Origin of the sequence: Deinococcus cellulosilyticus NBRC 106333 = KACC 11606 (assembly GCF_007990775.1) — a bacterium.
In the GTDB taxonomy this organism is placed as follows: domain Bacteria; phylum Deinococcota; class Deinococci; order Deinococcales; family Deinococcaceae; genus Deinococcus_C; species Deinococcus_C cellulosilyticus.
In genome coordinates this window covers 25,984-40,918 of the sequence record NZ_BJXB01000003.1, presented here as the reverse complement: position 1 = coordinate 40,918, position 14,935 = coordinate 25,984, and the positions used below count along the sequence as shown (strand labels likewise).

General features: G+C 55.7%; 18 protein-coding genes. 8 read left to right on the top strand and 10 right to left on the bottom strand.

All coding sequences use genetic code 11. From position 1 onward, the window contains the following. Nucleotides 1-64: 64 nt before the first annotated feature. The 5 genes from rpsB to DC3_RS30120 all read right to left on the bottom strand — a co-directional run bounded on the left by rpsB (nucleotide 65) and on the right by DC3_RS30120 (nucleotide 3,147). Nucleotides 65-823, bottom strand: a complete 759-nt coding sequence (gene rpsB, locus DC3_RS04050) for a 30S ribosomal protein S2 (protein ID WP_146882575.1) — start codon at nucleotides 821-823, stop codon at nucleotides 65-67. Between the two features lie 301 nt (nucleotides 824-1,124). Then, the gene (locus DC3_RS04045) at nucleotides 1,125-1,769 is read right to left on the bottom strand and encodes an HD domain-containing protein (RefSeq protein ID WP_146882572.1); all 645 of its coding nucleotides are present in this window, start codon (nucleotides 1,767-1,769) and stop codon (nucleotides 1,125-1,127) included. A gap of 60 nt (nucleotides 1,770-1,829) precedes the next feature. Then, nucleotides 1,830-2,159, bottom strand: a complete 330-nt coding sequence (locus DC3_RS04040; protein ID WP_146882570.1) for a DMT family transporter — start codon at nucleotides 2,157-2,159, stop codon at nucleotides 1,830-1,832. Further along, nucleotides 2,152-2,676 (bottom strand): TetR/AcrR family transcriptional regulator, encoded by a 525-nt coding sequence (locus DC3_RS04035; RefSeq protein ID WP_146882568.1) that lies wholly within the window; start codon nucleotides 2,674-2,676, stop codon nucleotides 2,152-2,154. The genes DC3_RS04040 and DC3_RS04035 overlap by 8 nt, the downstream gene beginning before the upstream one ends. Nucleotides 2,677-2,718: 42 nt before the next feature. Continuing rightward, the gene (locus DC3_RS30120; RefSeq protein WP_146882566.1) at nucleotides 2,719-3,147 is read right to left on the bottom strand and encodes an RDD family protein; all 429 of its coding nucleotides are present in this window, start codon (nucleotides 3,145-3,147) and stop codon (nucleotides 2,719-2,721) included. 46 nt (nucleotides 3,148-3,193) lie between these two features. Here DC3_RS30120 and DC3_RS04025 point away from each other — a divergent pair, with 46 nt between their 5' ends. After that, nucleotides 3,194-3,535, top strand: coding sequence for a DUF952 domain-containing protein (locus DC3_RS04025; RefSeq protein WP_146882564.1), 342 nt, complete (start codon nucleotides 3,194-3,196; stop codon nucleotides 3,533-3,535). Here DC3_RS04025 and DC3_RS04020 read toward each other — a convergent pair. From DC3_RS04020 to DC3_RS04010, 3 genes are all read right to left on the bottom strand, one after another. Continuing rightward, a complete protein-coding gene (locus DC3_RS04020) occupies nucleotides 3,521-4,129 on the bottom strand; it encodes a YdcF family protein (protein WP_186815803.1) in 609 nt (202 codons plus the stop codon). The genes DC3_RS04025 and DC3_RS04020 overlap by 15 nt on opposite strands. Further along, entirely contained in the window at nucleotides 4,126-4,527 is a 402-nt protein-coding gene (locus DC3_RS04015; RefSeq protein ID WP_186815802.1) for an NUDIX domain-containing protein, read from the bottom strand. The genes DC3_RS04020 and DC3_RS04015 overlap by 4 nt, the downstream gene beginning before the upstream one ends. 76 nt (nucleotides 4,528-4,603) lie before the next feature. Further along, entirely contained in the window at nucleotides 4,604-5,713 is a 1,110-nt protein-coding gene (locus DC3_RS04010) for a tetratricopeptide repeat protein (protein WP_186815801.1), read from the bottom strand. Nucleotides 5,714-5,989: 276 nt separating this feature from the next. Here DC3_RS04010 and DC3_RS04005 point away from each other — a divergent pair, with 276 nt between their 5' ends. Next, the gene (locus DC3_RS04005) at nucleotides 5,990-6,403 is read left to right on the top strand and encodes a hypothetical protein (protein WP_146882557.1); all 414 of its coding nucleotides are present in this window, start codon (nucleotides 5,990-5,992) and stop codon (nucleotides 6,401-6,403) included. A 45-nt stretch (nucleotides 6,404-6,448) separates the two neighbouring features. Then, a complete protein-coding gene (locus tag DC3_RS04000) occupies nucleotides 6,449-7,462 on the top strand; it encodes a homoserine dehydrogenase (protein WP_146882555.1) in 1,014 nt (337 codons plus the stop codon). A gap of 63 nt (nucleotides 7,463-7,525) precedes the next feature. Here DC3_RS04000 and DC3_RS03995 read toward each other — a convergent pair whose 3' ends face one another. After that, nucleotides 7,526-8,257 (bottom strand): hypothetical protein, encoded by a 732-nt coding sequence (locus DC3_RS03995; protein ID WP_146882553.1) that lies wholly within the window; start codon nucleotides 8,255-8,257, stop codon nucleotides 7,526-7,528. A 154-nt stretch (nucleotides 8,258-8,411) separates the two neighbouring features. On the opposite strand from DC3_RS03995, the gene DC3_RS03990 reads away from it, so the two are divergent. From DC3_RS03990 to DC3_RS03980, 3 genes are all read left to right on the top strand, one after another. After that, the gene (locus DC3_RS03990; protein ID WP_246130542.1) at nucleotides 8,412-9,374 is read left to right on the top strand and encodes a polyprenyl synthetase family protein; all 963 of its coding nucleotides are present in this window, start codon (nucleotides 8,412-8,414) and stop codon (nucleotides 9,372-9,374) included. A gap of 466 nt (nucleotides 9,375-9,840) precedes the next feature. Beyond that, nucleotides 9,841-11,088 (top strand): Glu/Leu/Phe/Val family dehydrogenase, encoded by a 1,248-nt coding sequence (locus DC3_RS03985; RefSeq protein WP_146882551.1) that lies wholly within the window; start codon nucleotides 9,841-9,843, stop codon nucleotides 11,086-11,088. After that, nucleotides 11,085-12,362 (top strand): Glu/Leu/Phe/Val family dehydrogenase, encoded by a 1,278-nt coding sequence (locus DC3_RS03980; protein WP_146882549.1) that lies wholly within the window; start codon nucleotides 11,085-11,087, stop codon nucleotides 12,360-12,362. The genes DC3_RS03985 and DC3_RS03980 overlap by 4 nt, the downstream gene beginning before the upstream one ends. A 74-nt stretch (nucleotides 12,363-12,436) precedes the next feature. Here the strand turns inward: DC3_RS03980 and DC3_RS03975 are convergent, their stop codons facing one another. Next, the gene (locus DC3_RS03975) at nucleotides 12,437-13,108 is read right to left on the bottom strand and encodes a glycerophosphodiester phosphodiesterase (protein WP_146882547.1); all 672 of its coding nucleotides are present in this window, start codon (nucleotides 13,106-13,108) and stop codon (nucleotides 12,437-12,439) included. Nucleotides 13,109-13,208: 100 nt separating this feature from the next. On the opposite strand from DC3_RS03975, the gene DC3_RS28925 reads away from it, so the two are divergent. Both DC3_RS28925 and DC3_RS03960 read left to right on the top strand, forming a co-directional pair. After that, nucleotides 13,209-13,877 (top strand): hypothetical protein, encoded by a 669-nt coding sequence (locus tag DC3_RS28925; protein WP_186815800.1) that lies wholly within the window; start codon nucleotides 13,209-13,211, stop codon nucleotides 13,875-13,877. Next, on the top strand, nucleotides 13,874-14,932 hold the full coding sequence (locus DC3_RS03960) for a [LysW]-lysine hydrolase (protein WP_146882542.1): 1,059 nt from the start codon (nucleotides 13,874-13,876) through the stop codon (nucleotides 14,930-14,932). Before DC3_RS28925 ends, DC3_RS03960 begins: the two co-directional genes overlap by 4 nt. Nucleotides 14,933-14,935 lie beyond the last annotated feature (3 nt).

Here is a 14,935-nt window from a genome sequence, read left to right as displayed (position 1 = left end):
TCTTGTGCAGACACACAATCGGGAGTGAGGGGCTGTGATCCCCCCACTCCCGTCAGGTTCACACTTATTCTTGGACGACTGCTTCTTCTTCAACTGCGGGAGCAGCTTCTTCCACAACTTCGTTGCTGGAAACAGCTTCGCCGCCACCACGGGCTTCGACAACGAGGTCGCCGATGCGGTTGGTGATCAGTTGAATGGAACGGATGGCATCATCGTTGCCAGGAACGATGTAGTCGATCACGTCGGGGTTGGAGTCGGTGTCAGCGAGGGCAATCACAGGAATGCCGAGTTTGTTGGCTTCCTGCACAGCAATCACTTCTTTGGTGGGGTCCACAACGAACAGGGCGTCAGGAAGACGGGTCATGTTGCGGATGCCGCCCACGTAGCGCTCCAGGCGGTCACGCTCGTTGCCCAGCTGGATGCGTTCAGCTTTGGGACGGGCGTTGATGGCTCCGGTTTCGATCATCTCGTTGAGTTCCTCAAGGCGATCGATGCGGCTGCGGATGGTGCGGAAGTTGGTGAGCATTCCACCGAGCCAGCGCTGGGTCACGAAGGGCATGCCGGTGCGGCGGGCTTCGAGTTCCACAATTTCCTGGGCCTGTTTCTTGGTGCCCACGAACAGGATCACGCCACCACGCTCGGCGGTTTCCTTGATGAAGTCAAAGCTGCGGTCAATCTGCTTGAGGGTTTTCTGCAGGTCAATGATGAAAATCCCGTTGCGCTCGGCGAAGATGAAACGCTTGAACTTGGGGTTCCAGCGCTTGGTTTCGTGGCCGAAGTGCACGCCTGCCTCGAGCAGTTGCTTCATGCTGATGTAAGACATCTAAACTCCTTGTGAGGGCGTTGAAAAGCAAGTGATTTTGGTCTTGCAAGCGTTGTTGTTCTGGGGACACCCTCTGCCCACAAAACGGCCTGACAGACCACTGGCAAAAAACAGCCAAAGAAGAGTCTAGCACAAAATGAAGGGAACAATATGGATTGGGTTACATGGGCACCAGGGGTGCCCGCAGAAGGCTGAAAGCAGAAGGCCCAGAAAAAACCTGGACTTCCCAACAACCTGACCAGAAGGTCATTTTAGCTTTAGCAAAAGCATCATTTGCCTTCTGCCTTTTGCCTTCTGCTCTTTAAACCAGCACCCTCCCCCGCAAATCCTCTGTGGACAGGTGTTCCACGCCCGTCAGGTGCTCCAGGGTGTAGATGACATCTTCAAAGAGGCGGTAAAGCTGACAGTAGCCCTGAGGATCTTCTGCAGAGGGAGCGTATCCTTCTCGCAGGGCGCGGTAATACCACAGGGAGCCCCACTTGCCAGTTTTGAAGCGCTTCCACACCTCTTCATCGAGGAAGGTGTAGTCTTCCAGAATCGAACGGGCATTGTGCACCTTGTCTGCAAGGCCCACCAGACGGGCAGCATAAGACTTGTGGTGCAAGTTCTGCACGTAAAAGGTCTTGCGGGCCAGCCAGTGTTCCAGAGGATGGCGTGCATTGCGTTTTTCCAGACTGGTGCCATCGGTGCAGGCCAGGACCACGGCAAGCACTTCTTCACCGAAGTGCTGCAGGATGTCTGGCTTCAGGTGATCGCCAATGTCTTCGATGCTGTCATGAAGCAGAGCGGCAATGGCCTCGTCTTCGGTTCCTCCATGTTCCAGAACCAGACTGGAGACGCTGAGGAGGTGCGCCAGGTAAGGTGTTCCACTCCCTTTTCGTTCCTGGTGTTGGTGGTGTGTAAAAGCAAACGCCAGAGCCTGCTGGTAGCGGACGGTCAGCTTCATAGGTAAATCAAGGCTAGCACACTTTCTGGCACAGGTTTCTGAAGCATATCCCGGGCTTTTTCAGTGGGCCTTGGAGAAGACGTTGAGCACCACCACACCTGCAATGATGAGGGCAATGCCCAGCACTTTGGGCAGATCAAGGCTCTCTTTCAGGAACAGGGTCCCGATGAGCACAATGCCTGCGGTTCCAAGGCCCGACCAGATGGCATAAGCTGTCCCGATGGAGATGTTTTTCAGGCTGAGGGACAGCAGATAGAAGGCCGTGGCATAACCCACAACCACCAGGGTGCTGGGGAGCCATTTTGTGAATCCATCAGAGGCTTTCAGGGCACTGGTTCCGATGATCTCGGCAAAAATGGCCAGGAACAGGTAGATGTAACTGCTATTCATTGTTGACTCCTGCCAGTCTGAGCATTTCTGCCCTGAGTTTTTCTCTGGCCTCTCCTGTGGGTGCACTGAGCCCAAAAATGTCTGCCATCCAGAGTCCATCTGCAGCCAGCCTGAGCAGCATGGCCCGTTCTGGCGAGAGCCCATCCTGATTCAGCTCGGCCTGCCAGATCTGGTAGCGGTCCTGGTAGATCCTCAGGTAACTGGCATCTGTGGCAATGGCAGCCATGATCGCAGAGGGAATTTCGGGAACGGCAGGTGAGTCAAACGTGGCCTCAACGTAAGCACGGGTTTTTGCTCCTGCGCCTTCCTGAGGGTATTTCTGCATTTCCTGTTCGAAATGGCTGAGAGATGCTTCAAGCATCCCCTCAATCAATTTTTGTTTGCTGGAGAAGTGATACAGCACCCCTCCCTTGCTGAGACCAGCTTCCTTTGCAACAGCTTCAATGGTGAGGCTTGCTGCACCTGAGCGCTGAATCAGCCGGTAAGCAGCATCCAGAATCTGGGATCGGGTGTCCATACGTTACCGTACCGTCCAGACGGTACAGTAACTGTGCTTTTTTTACGTTTCTCTCTTTTCCAGCACCACACTTTCCGCAGCAGCATCATGCAAGAACTGTCTGAAACGGTTCATCCACAGGGGAGGAATAAGAAATGCCCCAACACCCAGGACCAGATAAAACCTCAATTTCCAGCGCAAACTGGCCTGTGCAAAGGTCAACCGCAGACCTGTGATGTGCCTGACATGAATGTTCACACACCGCTTTCCGAGGGTCTGTCCTGAGGACGAGGATTCCAGCAAGGCAAAATAAAGCCATGCAAAACCAATGGGCAGAACCACAGTTGGGAAACCGACCATTCCTGACAGGTGATGAAGAAAAGCATATTCCAGCCACCACAGAACCACAGACAGTGCATGAGTCATCAAGACCATCACCACAGAGTCAATCACAAAGGCCAGAAGTCTTTTCCATATCGGCGCATAATACATTTGCTGATTGTAGTCAAAGCACCATCAGGGTTCTACAATTTTCAACATGAAGATCTACCGCACCATGCCCAGCACAGAATGGGAAGACATCAGAAACACAAAAACATATGCTCCTCCTGAGTTGCAGAAAGACGGGTTCATCCACCTGTCTTACCTGCATCAGGTGGTAGAAGTAGCAAATTTTCTTTATCCTGCCCACCAGGATTTGCTTTTGCTTCAAATCTCAGGCCAGAATCTCTCAGGACTCAGGGCAGAAGACCTGTATGGGTACAACGAAGATTTTCCACACCTTTACAGTCCACTGCCGTTGAATCAGGTGGAAAGCACCCACAGGCTTGAATGGCACCATGACACTTTCATGCTGCCCGACACCTTACCAGCGCCCTAACACCTTGTTTTTGATCAGGGCCAGAGGTTCCCGCAGGAAATACCGGGAAAGAAATGTCCAGCGGGTCCAGCACGGGCTGTCCTGCACAGGTGACACAGCGTGGTCCAATCCCAGCTCCTGGGCAATCAGGGAGGCCCTGGGCATGTGGTAATTTTCGGTGACGATGAGTAAAGATTTCAGGCCTCTGTCCTGCATGATCTTTCTGGTGAAAAGCAGGTTTTCATAGGTGGAGTGGGCTTCACGCTCCCGGACAAGGGCTGTTTCTGGAACCCCAGCCTGACGTGCCATCCTGAACATGGCATCTGCCTCATTGGCTCCATCTTCGATGTCGTTTCCCCCACTCATGATGATCAGAGGAGCATACCTGTGCTCCCACAATCTGACCCCATGGTTGACCCTGGCTCTCAGGCACGGATTGATGCCATTTTTATGATTCACCCGGGCGCCGAGCACCACAATGGCATCGGTCTGTCTGCGGGTGTCTTTCTTGACCTGTGTCCCGAGGTAAATGGCTGTTCCCAGGTAAACCAGGAGAGCCAGCAAGCCCAGGCGCAGTGTCCAGCGGACCACCTGTGCAGGCCATCTGGCTTTCACAGGCCATTCTCTCTCAGGTGCTGCAGTACACATTTCACAGAAGGCGAAATGACATCAGGAAGACTGTGGAGAGGGAAAAATCCTACAGCCTTGCTCTCCGAACTGCAGCTCAATTCGCCCTCAAATGCCTTTGCCTGATAGATTGCCGTCACATAAAAGATGCGCTGGCCTTCCGGTGTGTCGACATACACATCCTTCCCACTGGCCACCCCCAGCAAATGCGCTGCATGCACCTGCAGCCCTGTCTCTTCCAGGGTTTCCCGAAAGGCACATTCCTCCAGGGATTCTCCAGGTTCCAGATGCCCCCCTGGAAGGTCCCACAGGCCAGACGCTCGCTGTTGCAGCAAAATCTGCTGTTGTGCATTGATGACCACCATTCCTGCTGCATTCTGAATCAAGGGTTGCTCTAAAATCATACCGTTTGCCTTTTTCATGGAAAAACCGCCCCTGGGGGCGGTCTAGCGTGCAGTGATTTTACTTCAGGCGGTCCAGGGCTTCCTGAGCGTCCTTGTAACCCTTGTTCAGTTCCAGGGCTTTCTGGTACTGGGTGCGGGCATTGGCCTTGTCCCCGATGGCTTCGAGGGACTTGGCGAAGTAGAACCTGAATTCGGCATTGGTGCCGTTCAGGGTCACAGCCTTGGTGAAGTTGGCGTGGGCATCTTTGCTGTTGCCCCCGTCCAGCGCAATGCGACCCAGATAGAAGTAGAACTCGGGGTAGCGGGCTGGATCTTTCTGAACAGCCTGACTCAGGTTGGTCCTGGCATTGTTCATGTCCTTGGCCAGGTAGTTCACAATCCCGGCGTACCCAAGCACCGTGGCGGTCTGGGGCTTGAAGCGCAGGGCCTGAGCGATTTCCAGGTTGGCTGCCTTCAGATCGCCTTTTTCAGCCAGCAAACGGCCATACAGGGCACGGTTGATGGGGTCGGTGGGATCGGCAATCACGGCCTTTTGCAGGGTGTCCACAGCGCCATTCATGTTGCCAGCCTCATACTGCAGGCGGGCATAGTTGGCCAGGATGATGGCATCGTCGGCCGCCAGCTCAGAAGCCTTGCGGGCGTTTTCGAGGGCCTTGGAGTCGTCCCCTTTCAGGTTGTAGACCAGGGCACGCTCATTGAACACCGAAGCACTCTTGGGATTGGCGTTTTCAGCATCTTCCAGGATGTTGAGGGCCTGGTCGAGGTTGTTTTTCACCGTGCTGAGGTCTTTGGCGGTGATGTACTGGTAACGGTAGGTCTGGGCCAGACCGATGTAGGCACTGACGTTGCGGGCATCCAGAGCAACAAGTTGCTTGAAGCTGTCCTGGGCAGCAGTGTAGAGCTTCAGCTGGATCTGGGTGCGTCCCAGGTACAGCAGGGCATCTTTGTTCTTCTTGTCCAGTTCAATGGCAGTACGAAATGCAGCGTAAGCAGCATCGTAGCGTCCAGAGTTGTAGTAGTACTTGCCGAGCGCCAGGTAGTTCTGGGCAGTGGGTGTGGTACCTGTGGTCTTTTTGGCAGGGGTGCTTTGGGAGCTGTTCTGCGCAAACGCCACATCAAAAGTGATTGGCGCCAGCAGGCACAAACCAAGAGTAATTAAACGCTTCACTGAATGGAACCTCCAGGAGATCTGCCACGCTGACAGAACAAAGACACGAGTCAGCATCTCAAACAAAGGCATCATACGCGGTTTTTGCCGTACCAAAGTGAATCAAAGGTGAGAAATGAACTTTATGGGTCTCTCACTGTTCTGTCAAAAAAATCCTGTATAAGACAGTCTTTACAATTTTGTTCATAAGAGCTTCAAGCGCATCATGTTCTGTTTGTTGAATGGCTTCATCACATGCAGATGCCTTCCTCATCAGGGGGTACAATGGGCATCAACATGAAGCTGATGCAAGCACTTCTGGCCTGTCTGCTGGGATCTGGCCTGGCCCAGACCTCACCCCGCGCCGAAGACATTCAGACCACGGTGGTGGTGAAACAACTGCAGCAGAACAAACTGCAGGACGTCACTTTGGTGAAAAAAGGACAGGTGCTGGTCTACCTGATCAGCGTTTCCACCCGTGCTGAATTTCCAGCTGGTCGGCTGGGGCTGAAACTGCAGGCACCTCAGGGGGCCACTCTGCTCCCTGGACGCACCCAGGTGAAAGGGTACAGTTTCCGACTGGAATACAGCCAGGACGGAAAAACCTTCCAGAAAACCCTGAAAAGCTGGAAGTACCTGCGGGTGGTGGTTCTGAACCCGGTCAAGGCCGGGGTGAACCTGGAAGTGCGGGTCTTTTCCAAAGTGAATTAAGCAAATGCTTTTGGGGTGCTGCCTTCTCACCCGTATACTCCCTGCATGCAGACCTTGCGTATTGGCATGATCGGATGTGGCACCGTGGGCACTGGAGTGCTGGACATCCTCCACCGGCAACGGGCCCAGTTTGAAGCCCTGGGTTTTGACCTCCAGCTGAAAGGGGTGCTGGTCCGGGATGCCAGCAAGCCCAGAGAGACCTGCTTTCCCAATGCTCCCCTCGTCACCGAGAAAGATTTCCTGAACGAGGTCGATGTGGTGATTGAGGTGATGGGTGGCGTGCAGAGGCCACTGGATCTGGTGCTTCCTGCCCTGCAGGCAGGCAAGGTGGTCATCACAGCCAACAAGGCCATGCTGGCCGAACGCTGGACCGAACTGAAACCCTTTGCCAAAACAGGCCAGCTGTATTATGAGGCCGCTGTCATGGCAGGCACGCCTGTGATTGATCCACTGTCGGGCATCCTGCGTTCCAGCCAACCCATTGCCCTGCAAGCCATCCTGAACGGCACCTGCAATTACATCCTCACCCAGATGGAAAAGGGCAAGGATTACCAGCAGGCCCTCAAGGAAGCCCAGGACCTGGGTTACGCAGAGGCAGACCCCACGCTGGATGTGGGTGGTTTTGATGCTGCACATAAACTGACCGTGCTGGCCCGTCTTGCCTTTGACCCTGATTTTCCTTACGCAGATGTCTCTGTGCGTGGCATTGACACCATTCCGCAGGATGCAGTGCGCAAGGCGCTGGACAATGACCAGCGCATCCGCCTGATTGGCAGCATTTATGCAGAAGGTGGTCAGTGGAAGGCCAAAGTGGCTCCACGACTGCTCCCGATGGATCATCCCATTGCCCGTGCAGCTTCCGGACGCAACGCCATGGTGTTCTTTGGAGACGAGTGCGGAGAAATTTTTGTGGCCGGAGGCGGTGCGGGAGGTGCTGTCACCGCCAGTGGTGTGGTGGGAGACCTCATCAATTATCTGCAGGGCATTCTGGGCCCCAAACCCATTGCCCTGAAAGCAGGAACCCCCTCAGACCCCTTTGAAGATCTGCCTGAAGTCTGAGATTAAAAATCACAACAAAACATCCCCGAAAGTTTCGGGGATGTTTTGTTTTCAAAACCCTGTTTATTTTCTGGGAAGGGCACCGGGACGCAAAAAGGCCTCCACCGTCGCAGGGACTTCATTTTTGCTCCACTGGTAGCGCAGGTTTCCTGTTCCTGCCTGAATGTCCAGACGAACCGTTCCGCCATTCAGACAGGTGCCATGCTGGACCTGTTCGGTGAAACGGGCCACATTGCCTTCATTGCGTTGAAATTGCAGTCTGGAAGCGCAACCCTGATCGGGATAGAGGGCAGACACCACTGCGCCCTGGGCCGTCTGACTGACCACCAGTTGCAGGGCGTAGGACGCTGCGGGATTGCGCTGGACCGCCACTGCACTGTAAACGCCGGGTTTCAGGAGGCTGCTGCCTGCAGCTGCATTTGATGTGAGGGGAAGGTCTGTGTCCCCTGTTCCGAAATTCACAGACATCTGACCTGCAGTGCGGCGGATCACCACAAGCTGGTCCGAAACGCAGTTTCCACCTCCGTAAAGCCGATCCTGACGGGCAATCAACTGGTCGCTTTGCTGGGTGAGCACCTTCAGATTGGCGGCACACTGCAGGCCAGGACGGACCAGTGTTCCGATGACGTTGTCTTCTCCACGGGTGAGGTTGAGTTGCACCCCAGCAGCATTCCACTGGCCTTCAAACCAGGCTGCGGAGGCAGCTGTCGGTGCTGGAGTTGGGTTCTGTGTGACCGTGGGTGCACATGCGGTCATCGCCAGCATCAGTAAACCGAGAAATTTGTGCCTCATCATGCTGGTTTCAGCATAGCGGTTTTTCCTTTAAGAAAAACATCGACTTCCTGACTTTTGCCTCATCTTGTCTGATTTTTACCTTTGTGGGAGAGGGAAAAGTGGGATCTTTTACAGGTTCAGGGACAGGCCTGACAAAAGACGTTATACTACCCATGTGTTAGGTACCCCCACCCTGTCTCTGATCCAGCCCGCCCTGTCTGCCTTTGAAGAACGCATGCGCGAGGTGCTGGCATCCAAAGTGGAATTCATTCGTCTGATCAACGGAGATCTGGTGGGTGCCGGAGGGAAGCGGTTTCGTCCTGCGCTGGTGATGCTGTCGGCCCGTGCACTGGGCATTCATGACCTCAGGGAACTGGATCTGGCCATTGCAGTTGAGCTCCTGCACTCTGCCACCCTGCTGCACGACGACCTGATCGATGATGCCAGCACCCGTCGGGGCATGGAGGCGGCGTTCCGCAAGTATGGCAATGCCGTGTCTGTGCTGTCGGGTGATTTCATGCTTTCCCGGGTGCTGAAAATCCTGTCGGAGCATCCTTCCAGCCTGACCGCTGAGTTTGCTGAAACCAGCATGCGCATCTGTGAAGGTGAAGTGCTGCAGTTTCAGGTGGCTTCCTACCGGGATTACAGCATGGAGAATTATCTGGAGATCATCACCGCCAAAACAGCCGTGCTGATGGCCACCGCCGTGCGTGCTCCTGCCCTGATGATTGATGCGCCAGAACCCATCTTGCAGGCCCTGACCACTTATGGTCTGGAGTATGGCCGGGCCTTCCAGATTCAGGATGACCTGCTGGACCTCACTGCAGATGCCAGCAAACTGGGCAAGCCCATCGGAGGGGACCTGAGGGAAGGCAAAGCCACTTTGCCTGTGCTGTACCTGCTGGAAACGGAGCATGCAGAGGAAGTTCGGGAAATCCTGGCCCGCCGCGCCTCAGAAGAGGGGGATGTGGAGCGCGTGCTTGATCTGGCCCACAGCATGGGGGTCATTCAGAAATCCCGGCGGGAGATTGCTGCCCGGGTGAAGCGTGCCGTGGAGGCTTTGCAGGTGCTTCCGGTCAGCCCGGCGCGTCAGGCACTCGAACATCTGGCCCTTGCTGAGGCAGAGCGGGCCCTGTAATCCCTTTCAGCAGATGTGTGCTGTATCTGTTGTCAGGTACAGCATTTTTTGTTTTCTTTTCTGTTACTACGCCAGAAACAATGATGCTCCGTTATTTTTTCAGCCCTCTGGGAAAAACAGGCGTATTTTTATGCCTTTGCGGTCAGGTTTATGCTTTGTTCTACATCAAAACCATCGTCTTGCCCGAGAAAATTTGGTGTACTTTGGACAGGAATTCGGAATGTGAACTTCATCCAAAATTTCCAAAAATGGAAATATTTCACCACGGTTAAACACGTCCCGGACATCAAAATCCCAGAGGGCATTTTTTGCATGTCAATCTGGATTTTCAGGACAAAGCTCCCTGGGGTCTTGACAGCAGAACCAGACAGGTATAATCCAACCGACAAAGCGCCTTTGAACTGCTGCCCACAGGTCTGAAAAGACCTGTATGGCACTGCCAAAAGCGATCCAATCGGAGGTCTGGATGACCAACCCACTGAGTTGGCAGAACATCACACAACAAGTTGACCGCGCACTGCCCCATTCCGAAGCCACCAGTGCTTCGATGGCGTTCATGCGCTATCCCAAACGCTCGGTCAGTCTCTCCATGCCCGTGGTCATGGACGACGGAACCGTGCGGGTCTTCAAGGGTTACCGGTGCGTGCACTCGATTGCCCTGGGACCGGCCAAAGGAGGACTCCGGTACAAAGCTGGCGTCACCCAGGAAGAAATCGAAACCCTCTCTGCCCTGATGACCGTCAAATGTGCGGTCATGGGTCTTCCCCTCGGAGGGTCCAAGGGGGGCATTGACGTCAATCCCAAGGAACTCTCTTCCAAGGAACTCGAGCGCCTCACCCGCCGTTACACCAGCGAACTCGTGGACCTGATCGGGCCCATGCAGGACATTCCCGCGCCTGACCTCGGCACCGACGAGCAGATCATGGCCTGGATCATGGACACCTACAGCGAGAACCACGGCAGCACCATTCCTGGCGTGGTCACCGGGAAACCCGTGTCTCTGGGAGGCTCTGTTGGGCGCAAAGAAGGTGCAGGACGTGGTGCGGCCTACGCAGCAGCACGGGTGCTCCCTGCTTATGGCTACGACCTCAACCGCTCCACTGTCGCCATTCAGGGATTCGGCATGGTTGGACGTTACGCTGCTCTGGCCTTCAGCGAACTGGGGGCAAAAGTGATTGCCGTGAGCGATTCCTCGGGTGGCCTTTACCACCCCGGAGGCCTCAACATTCCTGCCCTGATCCGCCACAAAGAGGAAACGGGCAGTATCCAGGGCTTCCCTGAAGGACGCCACCTCCCCCATGATGACCTGTTCAAACTGGAGGTCACCCTCCTGCTGCCTGCCGTGGATGCTGGAGCCATCCACTCTGGGAACGTGCAGAACGTCTGTGCAAAATTCGTACTGGAAGGGGCCAATTTTGCTGTGACCCTTGCCGCCGATGAAGTGCTGCGCAAAAAAGGCACCATTGTGATTCCAGACATCGTTTCCAACGGTGGAGGCGTGACCGTCAGTTACTTCGAGTGGGTGCAGGACTCCAACCAGTTCTTCTGGACCGAGGGAGAAATCCGCGACGCCCTCGAACGGCACATGCGTGAAGCGGTCGGGCAGATCCTGCAGATTGCCTACAAGCAGGGCATCGACCTCAGAACCGCCGCCTACGTGATCGCCCTCAACCGCCTGCACAACGCCACTGCCCTCAGAGGAGTGTACCCATGAATTTCGAGATCCCCAGTTACCTGGACAAAAACAACATTGGCCCTTATGAGATCTACCTGGAACAGGTGGAACGCGTCACCCCCTACCTCGGGAAACTTGCCTACTGGGTGGAAACCCTCAAGCGTCCCAAGCGCATTCTGGTGGTGGATGTTCCCATTCACCTCGATGATGGCTCTGTGGCCCACTTCGAAGGGTACCGGGTGCAGCACAACACCTCCCGGGGTCCAGCCAAAGGTGGGGTCCGTTACCACCAGGACGTGACCCTCAGCGAAGTGATGGCCCTCAGCGCATGGATGACCATCAAGAACGCCGTGGTGGGTCTCCCCTACGGGGGGGGCAAAGGGGGCATCCGTGTGGACCCCCGCAAACTGTCGATGGGTGAACTGGAACGCCTGACCCGCCGCTACACCACCGAAATCGGCATCATCATCGGACCAGACAAGGACATCCCCGCTCCCGATGTGAACACCAACCCGCAGGTCATGGCCTGGATGATGGACACCTACTCCATGAACGAAGGCAAAACCGCAACCGGTGTGGTGACCGGAAAACCCATCGCACTGGGTGGATCGCTGGGCCGCAACGACGCCACTGGACGGGGGGTGTTCGTGGCCGGAGCACGGGCCATGCAGAAACTCGGAATCGCCCTCGAAGGGGCAAGGGTCACCGTGCAGGGCTTCGGGAATGTGGGGAATGCTGCCGCACGCATCTTCCATGACCACGGCGCAAAAGTGATTGCCATTCAGGACATCACCGGAACCATTTACAGCGAAGCAGGCATCAACCCCTATGAAGCTCTGGCTTTCCTGAAAGAACACAGCACCCTCAAAGGCATGCCCGGCACCGAAAGCATCGAGCCCTCAAGCTTCTGGGACATCGAGTGTGAAGTGCTGATCCCTGCCGCCCTGGAAAAACAGATCACCGAGGAAAACGCAGACCGCATCAAAACCCGAGTGATTGTGGAAGGCGCAAACGGCCCAACCATCCCCGTTGCAGACGACATCCTCTCAGCCAAAGGTGTGCTGGTGGTCCCGGATGTGCTGGCCAACGCCGGGGGCGTGACCGTCAGTTACTTCGAGTGGGTGCAGGACTTCTCCAGCTACTTCTGGACCGAAGATGAAATCAACGCCCGACTGGACCGCATCATGCGCGAAGCCTTCGACAGCCTCTGGGACGTCAAAGAGCGCCACAACGTCACCCTGAGAACCGCAGCCTACATCGTGGCCTGCGCACGGGTGCTGGAGGCCCGGGCACTGCGCGGACTGTATCCCTGAATTTTCTGGAACAGGGCGCAGCACGCTGCGCCCCTACATTGGACTTCCCCCAGGATTCTGGGGGTTTTTGCTGTCTAACCCAGCAACACCTCCGGCACATCCCCGATCACACCATCCACACCCCACACCTTGAACTTTTGCACCAGCGCAGGATCATTGACTGTCCAGGTGAAGATTTTCTTGTTCTTGCGGTGTGCATCTGCAATCAGTTCTTCCATCACTCTTGAATGGTGGGGATGCAGGCTGTAGAGGGGCAGGTGGAGGCCCACTTTTGCCAGCCATTCCAGGCCCAGTTCCCCGTCATACAGGAAACCCAGCCGGTAACTGCTGTCCAGGGCGTACAATCGCACCAGGCTGATGGGATTGAAGCTGCTGATCACGATCTGTTCGTGCATCCCGTATCGTTTCAGCACTTCGATCAGGTGCTTCTCGCGGCCATCGGAGACATTGGAGTCGTTTTTCAGTTCGATGTTGAGGAAAAAGTCCGGGTGTTCTTTTGCCCAGTCCAGCAGGTCTGAGAGCAGCGGAACATAGGGATAATCCTGCTGGATTTCTTCAAGCTTCAGGGCGGCAATCAGGCGACCATCGGGAAGGTGCTCGTCGTGAAAGAGGACCATGTCACCGTCTCTGGTGGGCTGGGTGTCGAGTTCAATGCCGTCCAGCCCTGAGACCAGAGCATTCTGGAAGCCTTCAAGGGTGTTTTCGGTGTGGGTTCTGGGGGTTCCCCGGTGGCCGAGCAGTTTCATGAGGCCGTTATAACACCCGGGCGTCTTAGACTTGTAAGGGTTTTTCTCTGGAAAACACACAGAAATGCACTATGCTGTTGTTCAGTATTGTGGAGGTCACATGAACTGGGACGAACGTCTGAGAGATGAGGGGATTGATGCAGGGCTGCGGGCAGAGAGTCCGCAAGCTGTGCTGGCCGCCTCTTCTGATGAACTTGTTTACATGGATGCTCGCAGGGCACAGCGCATTCCCCTGTCGAAAATCAGCAAAATCAATATTGATGCACAGGGGCTTCTGAAAATTCAGGCGGGCGGTCAGGATGCGCTTTCGGTCTCTGTGCAGGGTTTTCAGGCCACCGACCTGAAGACCTTCTTCGAAGGGCTCAAGCCTCTGGTGTCGGAAGCCAAACAAAGGGCCGTGCAACCCGCTCCCAAACCCGCACCCCAGCCGAAACAGCCCAAACCCAAACCTGCTCCAGCACCCCGGCCCCAGCCTGCTCCAAAACCTGCTCCGGCTCCTGTTGAAGCAGATGTGGACGACAGTTCTGCTCCTGTCAGCAGGTCTTCTTTGCAGGCAGAATCCCGCACCCTGATCAGCCGCTTCAAGCTGCTGTCTTTGCTGATTGTGCTGGTGGGTGCGGTCTTTGGGGGCCTGCAGTACACCGACAACCGTGAAATGCTCATCCAGGCCGCCTGGATGTTCGTGTCCAGCATCTTCCTGGCCCTGGTGGTGCTGGTGATGAGTGAAGTCCTCAGGGTGTTGATTGACCAGCAGGAGAAAAACCAGTGAGCATTGAACTTCTCAGGCACGCGGTGGCCATTCCCAGCGTGTCCTACCATGAGGCCGAGGTTGCAAAATACCTTGCAGAGTACATGTCCAAAAATGGGTTCCAGAATGCCCATGTGGACCCTTCGGGCAGTGCCGTGGGAGAGCGTGGACATGGGCCGCTGACTGTTGTGCTTCTGGGCCACATTGACACGGTGCCCGGAGACATCCAGGTTCGCATTGAGGACGGGAAACTGTACGGGCGCGGCTCGGTAGACGCCAAGGGCAGCTTCTGCACCTTTGTGAGCGCTGTCCAGCAGCTTCCCGATTCTGCCCTGGAAAAGGCCCGTTTTGTGTGCATCGGGGCCACCGAAGAGGAAGCCCCCACCTCCAGAGGGGCCAGACATGCGGTCACCCAGTACCAGCCCAATTACATCTTCATCGGGGAACCCAGTGCCTGGGACGCCATCACCCTGGGATACAAGGGACGCCTGATCTGCAAGGCCGAGATCACCAAGGACAATTTCCACACCGCAGGCGAGGGCACCAGTGCCTCGGATGACATTGTGGAATTCTGCAACCGGGTGAAGAAGTGGGCGAAAGACCGGGATGAGGCCCATGGAGCCACCGGAGCCTTCAACACCATCTCGGTGATGGTCCAGAGCATTCATGGGGACGCAGACGGCATGCAGCAGGTTGCGCGGGCCAGTGTGGGCCTGAGGCTGCCTCCTGGACTGCACCCCACTGCCGCCCAGCAGCAGATCTTTGAACAGCGCCTGCCGGGCATGCACCTGCAGTTCGTTGGGCATGAAGTGCCTTACCGTGGTGAGAAGGACACCCCCATCAGCAGGGCCCTCAGACTGGCCATCCGCGAACTGGGAGGAACCCCCAAATTCAAAGTCAAAACCGGCACCAGTGACATGAATGTGGTGGCCCCCCACTGGGATGCCCCGATGGTCGCTTATGGCCCTGGCGACTCTGGATTGGATCACACACCGTTCGAGCACCTGGAACTTGCAGAATACGAAAAGGCAATTGAGGTGTTGAAAAGGGCCCTGATCAAACTGGTCGGTGCCTGATCC

Bases quoted from the DNA above. Each gene is read 5' to 3' on its own strand.
- rpsB (WP_146882575.1), bottom strand. From the start codon at position 823: ATGTCTTACATCAGCATGAAGCAACTGCTCGAGGCAGGCGTGCACTTC.
- DC3_RS04045 (WP_146882572.1), bottom strand. From the start codon at position 1,769: ATGAAGCTGACCGTCCGCTACCAGCAGGCTCTGGCGTTTGCTTTTACA.
- DC3_RS04040 (WP_146882570.1), bottom strand. From the start codon at position 2,159: ATGAATAGCAGTTACATCTACCTGTTCCTGGCCATTTTTGCCGAGATC.
- DC3_RS04035 (WP_146882568.1), bottom strand. From the start codon at position 2,676: ATGGACACCCGATCCCAGATTCTGGATGCTGCTTACCGGCTGATTCAG.
- DC3_RS30120 (WP_146882566.1), bottom strand. From the start codon at position 3,147: ATGTATTATGCGCCGATATGGAAAAGACTTCTGGCCTTTGTGATTGAC.
- DC3_RS04025 (WP_146882564.1), top strand. From the start codon at position 3,194: ATGAAGATCTACCGCACCATGCCCAGCACAGAATGGGAAGACATCAGA.
- DC3_RS04005 (WP_146882557.1), top strand. From the start codon at position 5,990: ATGAAGCTGATGCAAGCACTTCTGGCCTGTCTGCTGGGATCTGGCCTG.
- DC3_RS04000 (WP_146882555.1), top strand. From the start codon at position 6,449: ATGCAGACCTTGCGTATTGGCATGATCGGATGTGGCACCGTGGGCACT.
- DC3_RS03995 (WP_146882553.1), bottom strand. From the start codon at position 8,257: ATGATGAGGCACAAATTTCTCGGTTTACTGATGCTGGCGATGACCGCA.
- DC3_RS03985 (WP_146882551.1), top strand. From the start codon at position 9,841: ATGACCAACCCACTGAGTTGGCAGAACATCACACAACAAGTTGACCGC.
- DC3_RS03980 (WP_146882549.1), top strand. From the start codon at position 11,085: ATGAATTTCGAGATCCCCAGTTACCTGGACAAAAACAACATTGGCCCT.
- DC3_RS03975 (WP_146882547.1), bottom strand. From the start codon at position 13,108: ATGAAACTGCTCGGCCACCGGGGAACCCCCAGAACCCACACCGAAAAC.
- DC3_RS28925 (WP_186815800.1), top strand. From the start codon at position 13,209: ATGAACTGGGACGAACGTCTGAGAGATGAGGGGATTGATGCAGGGCTG.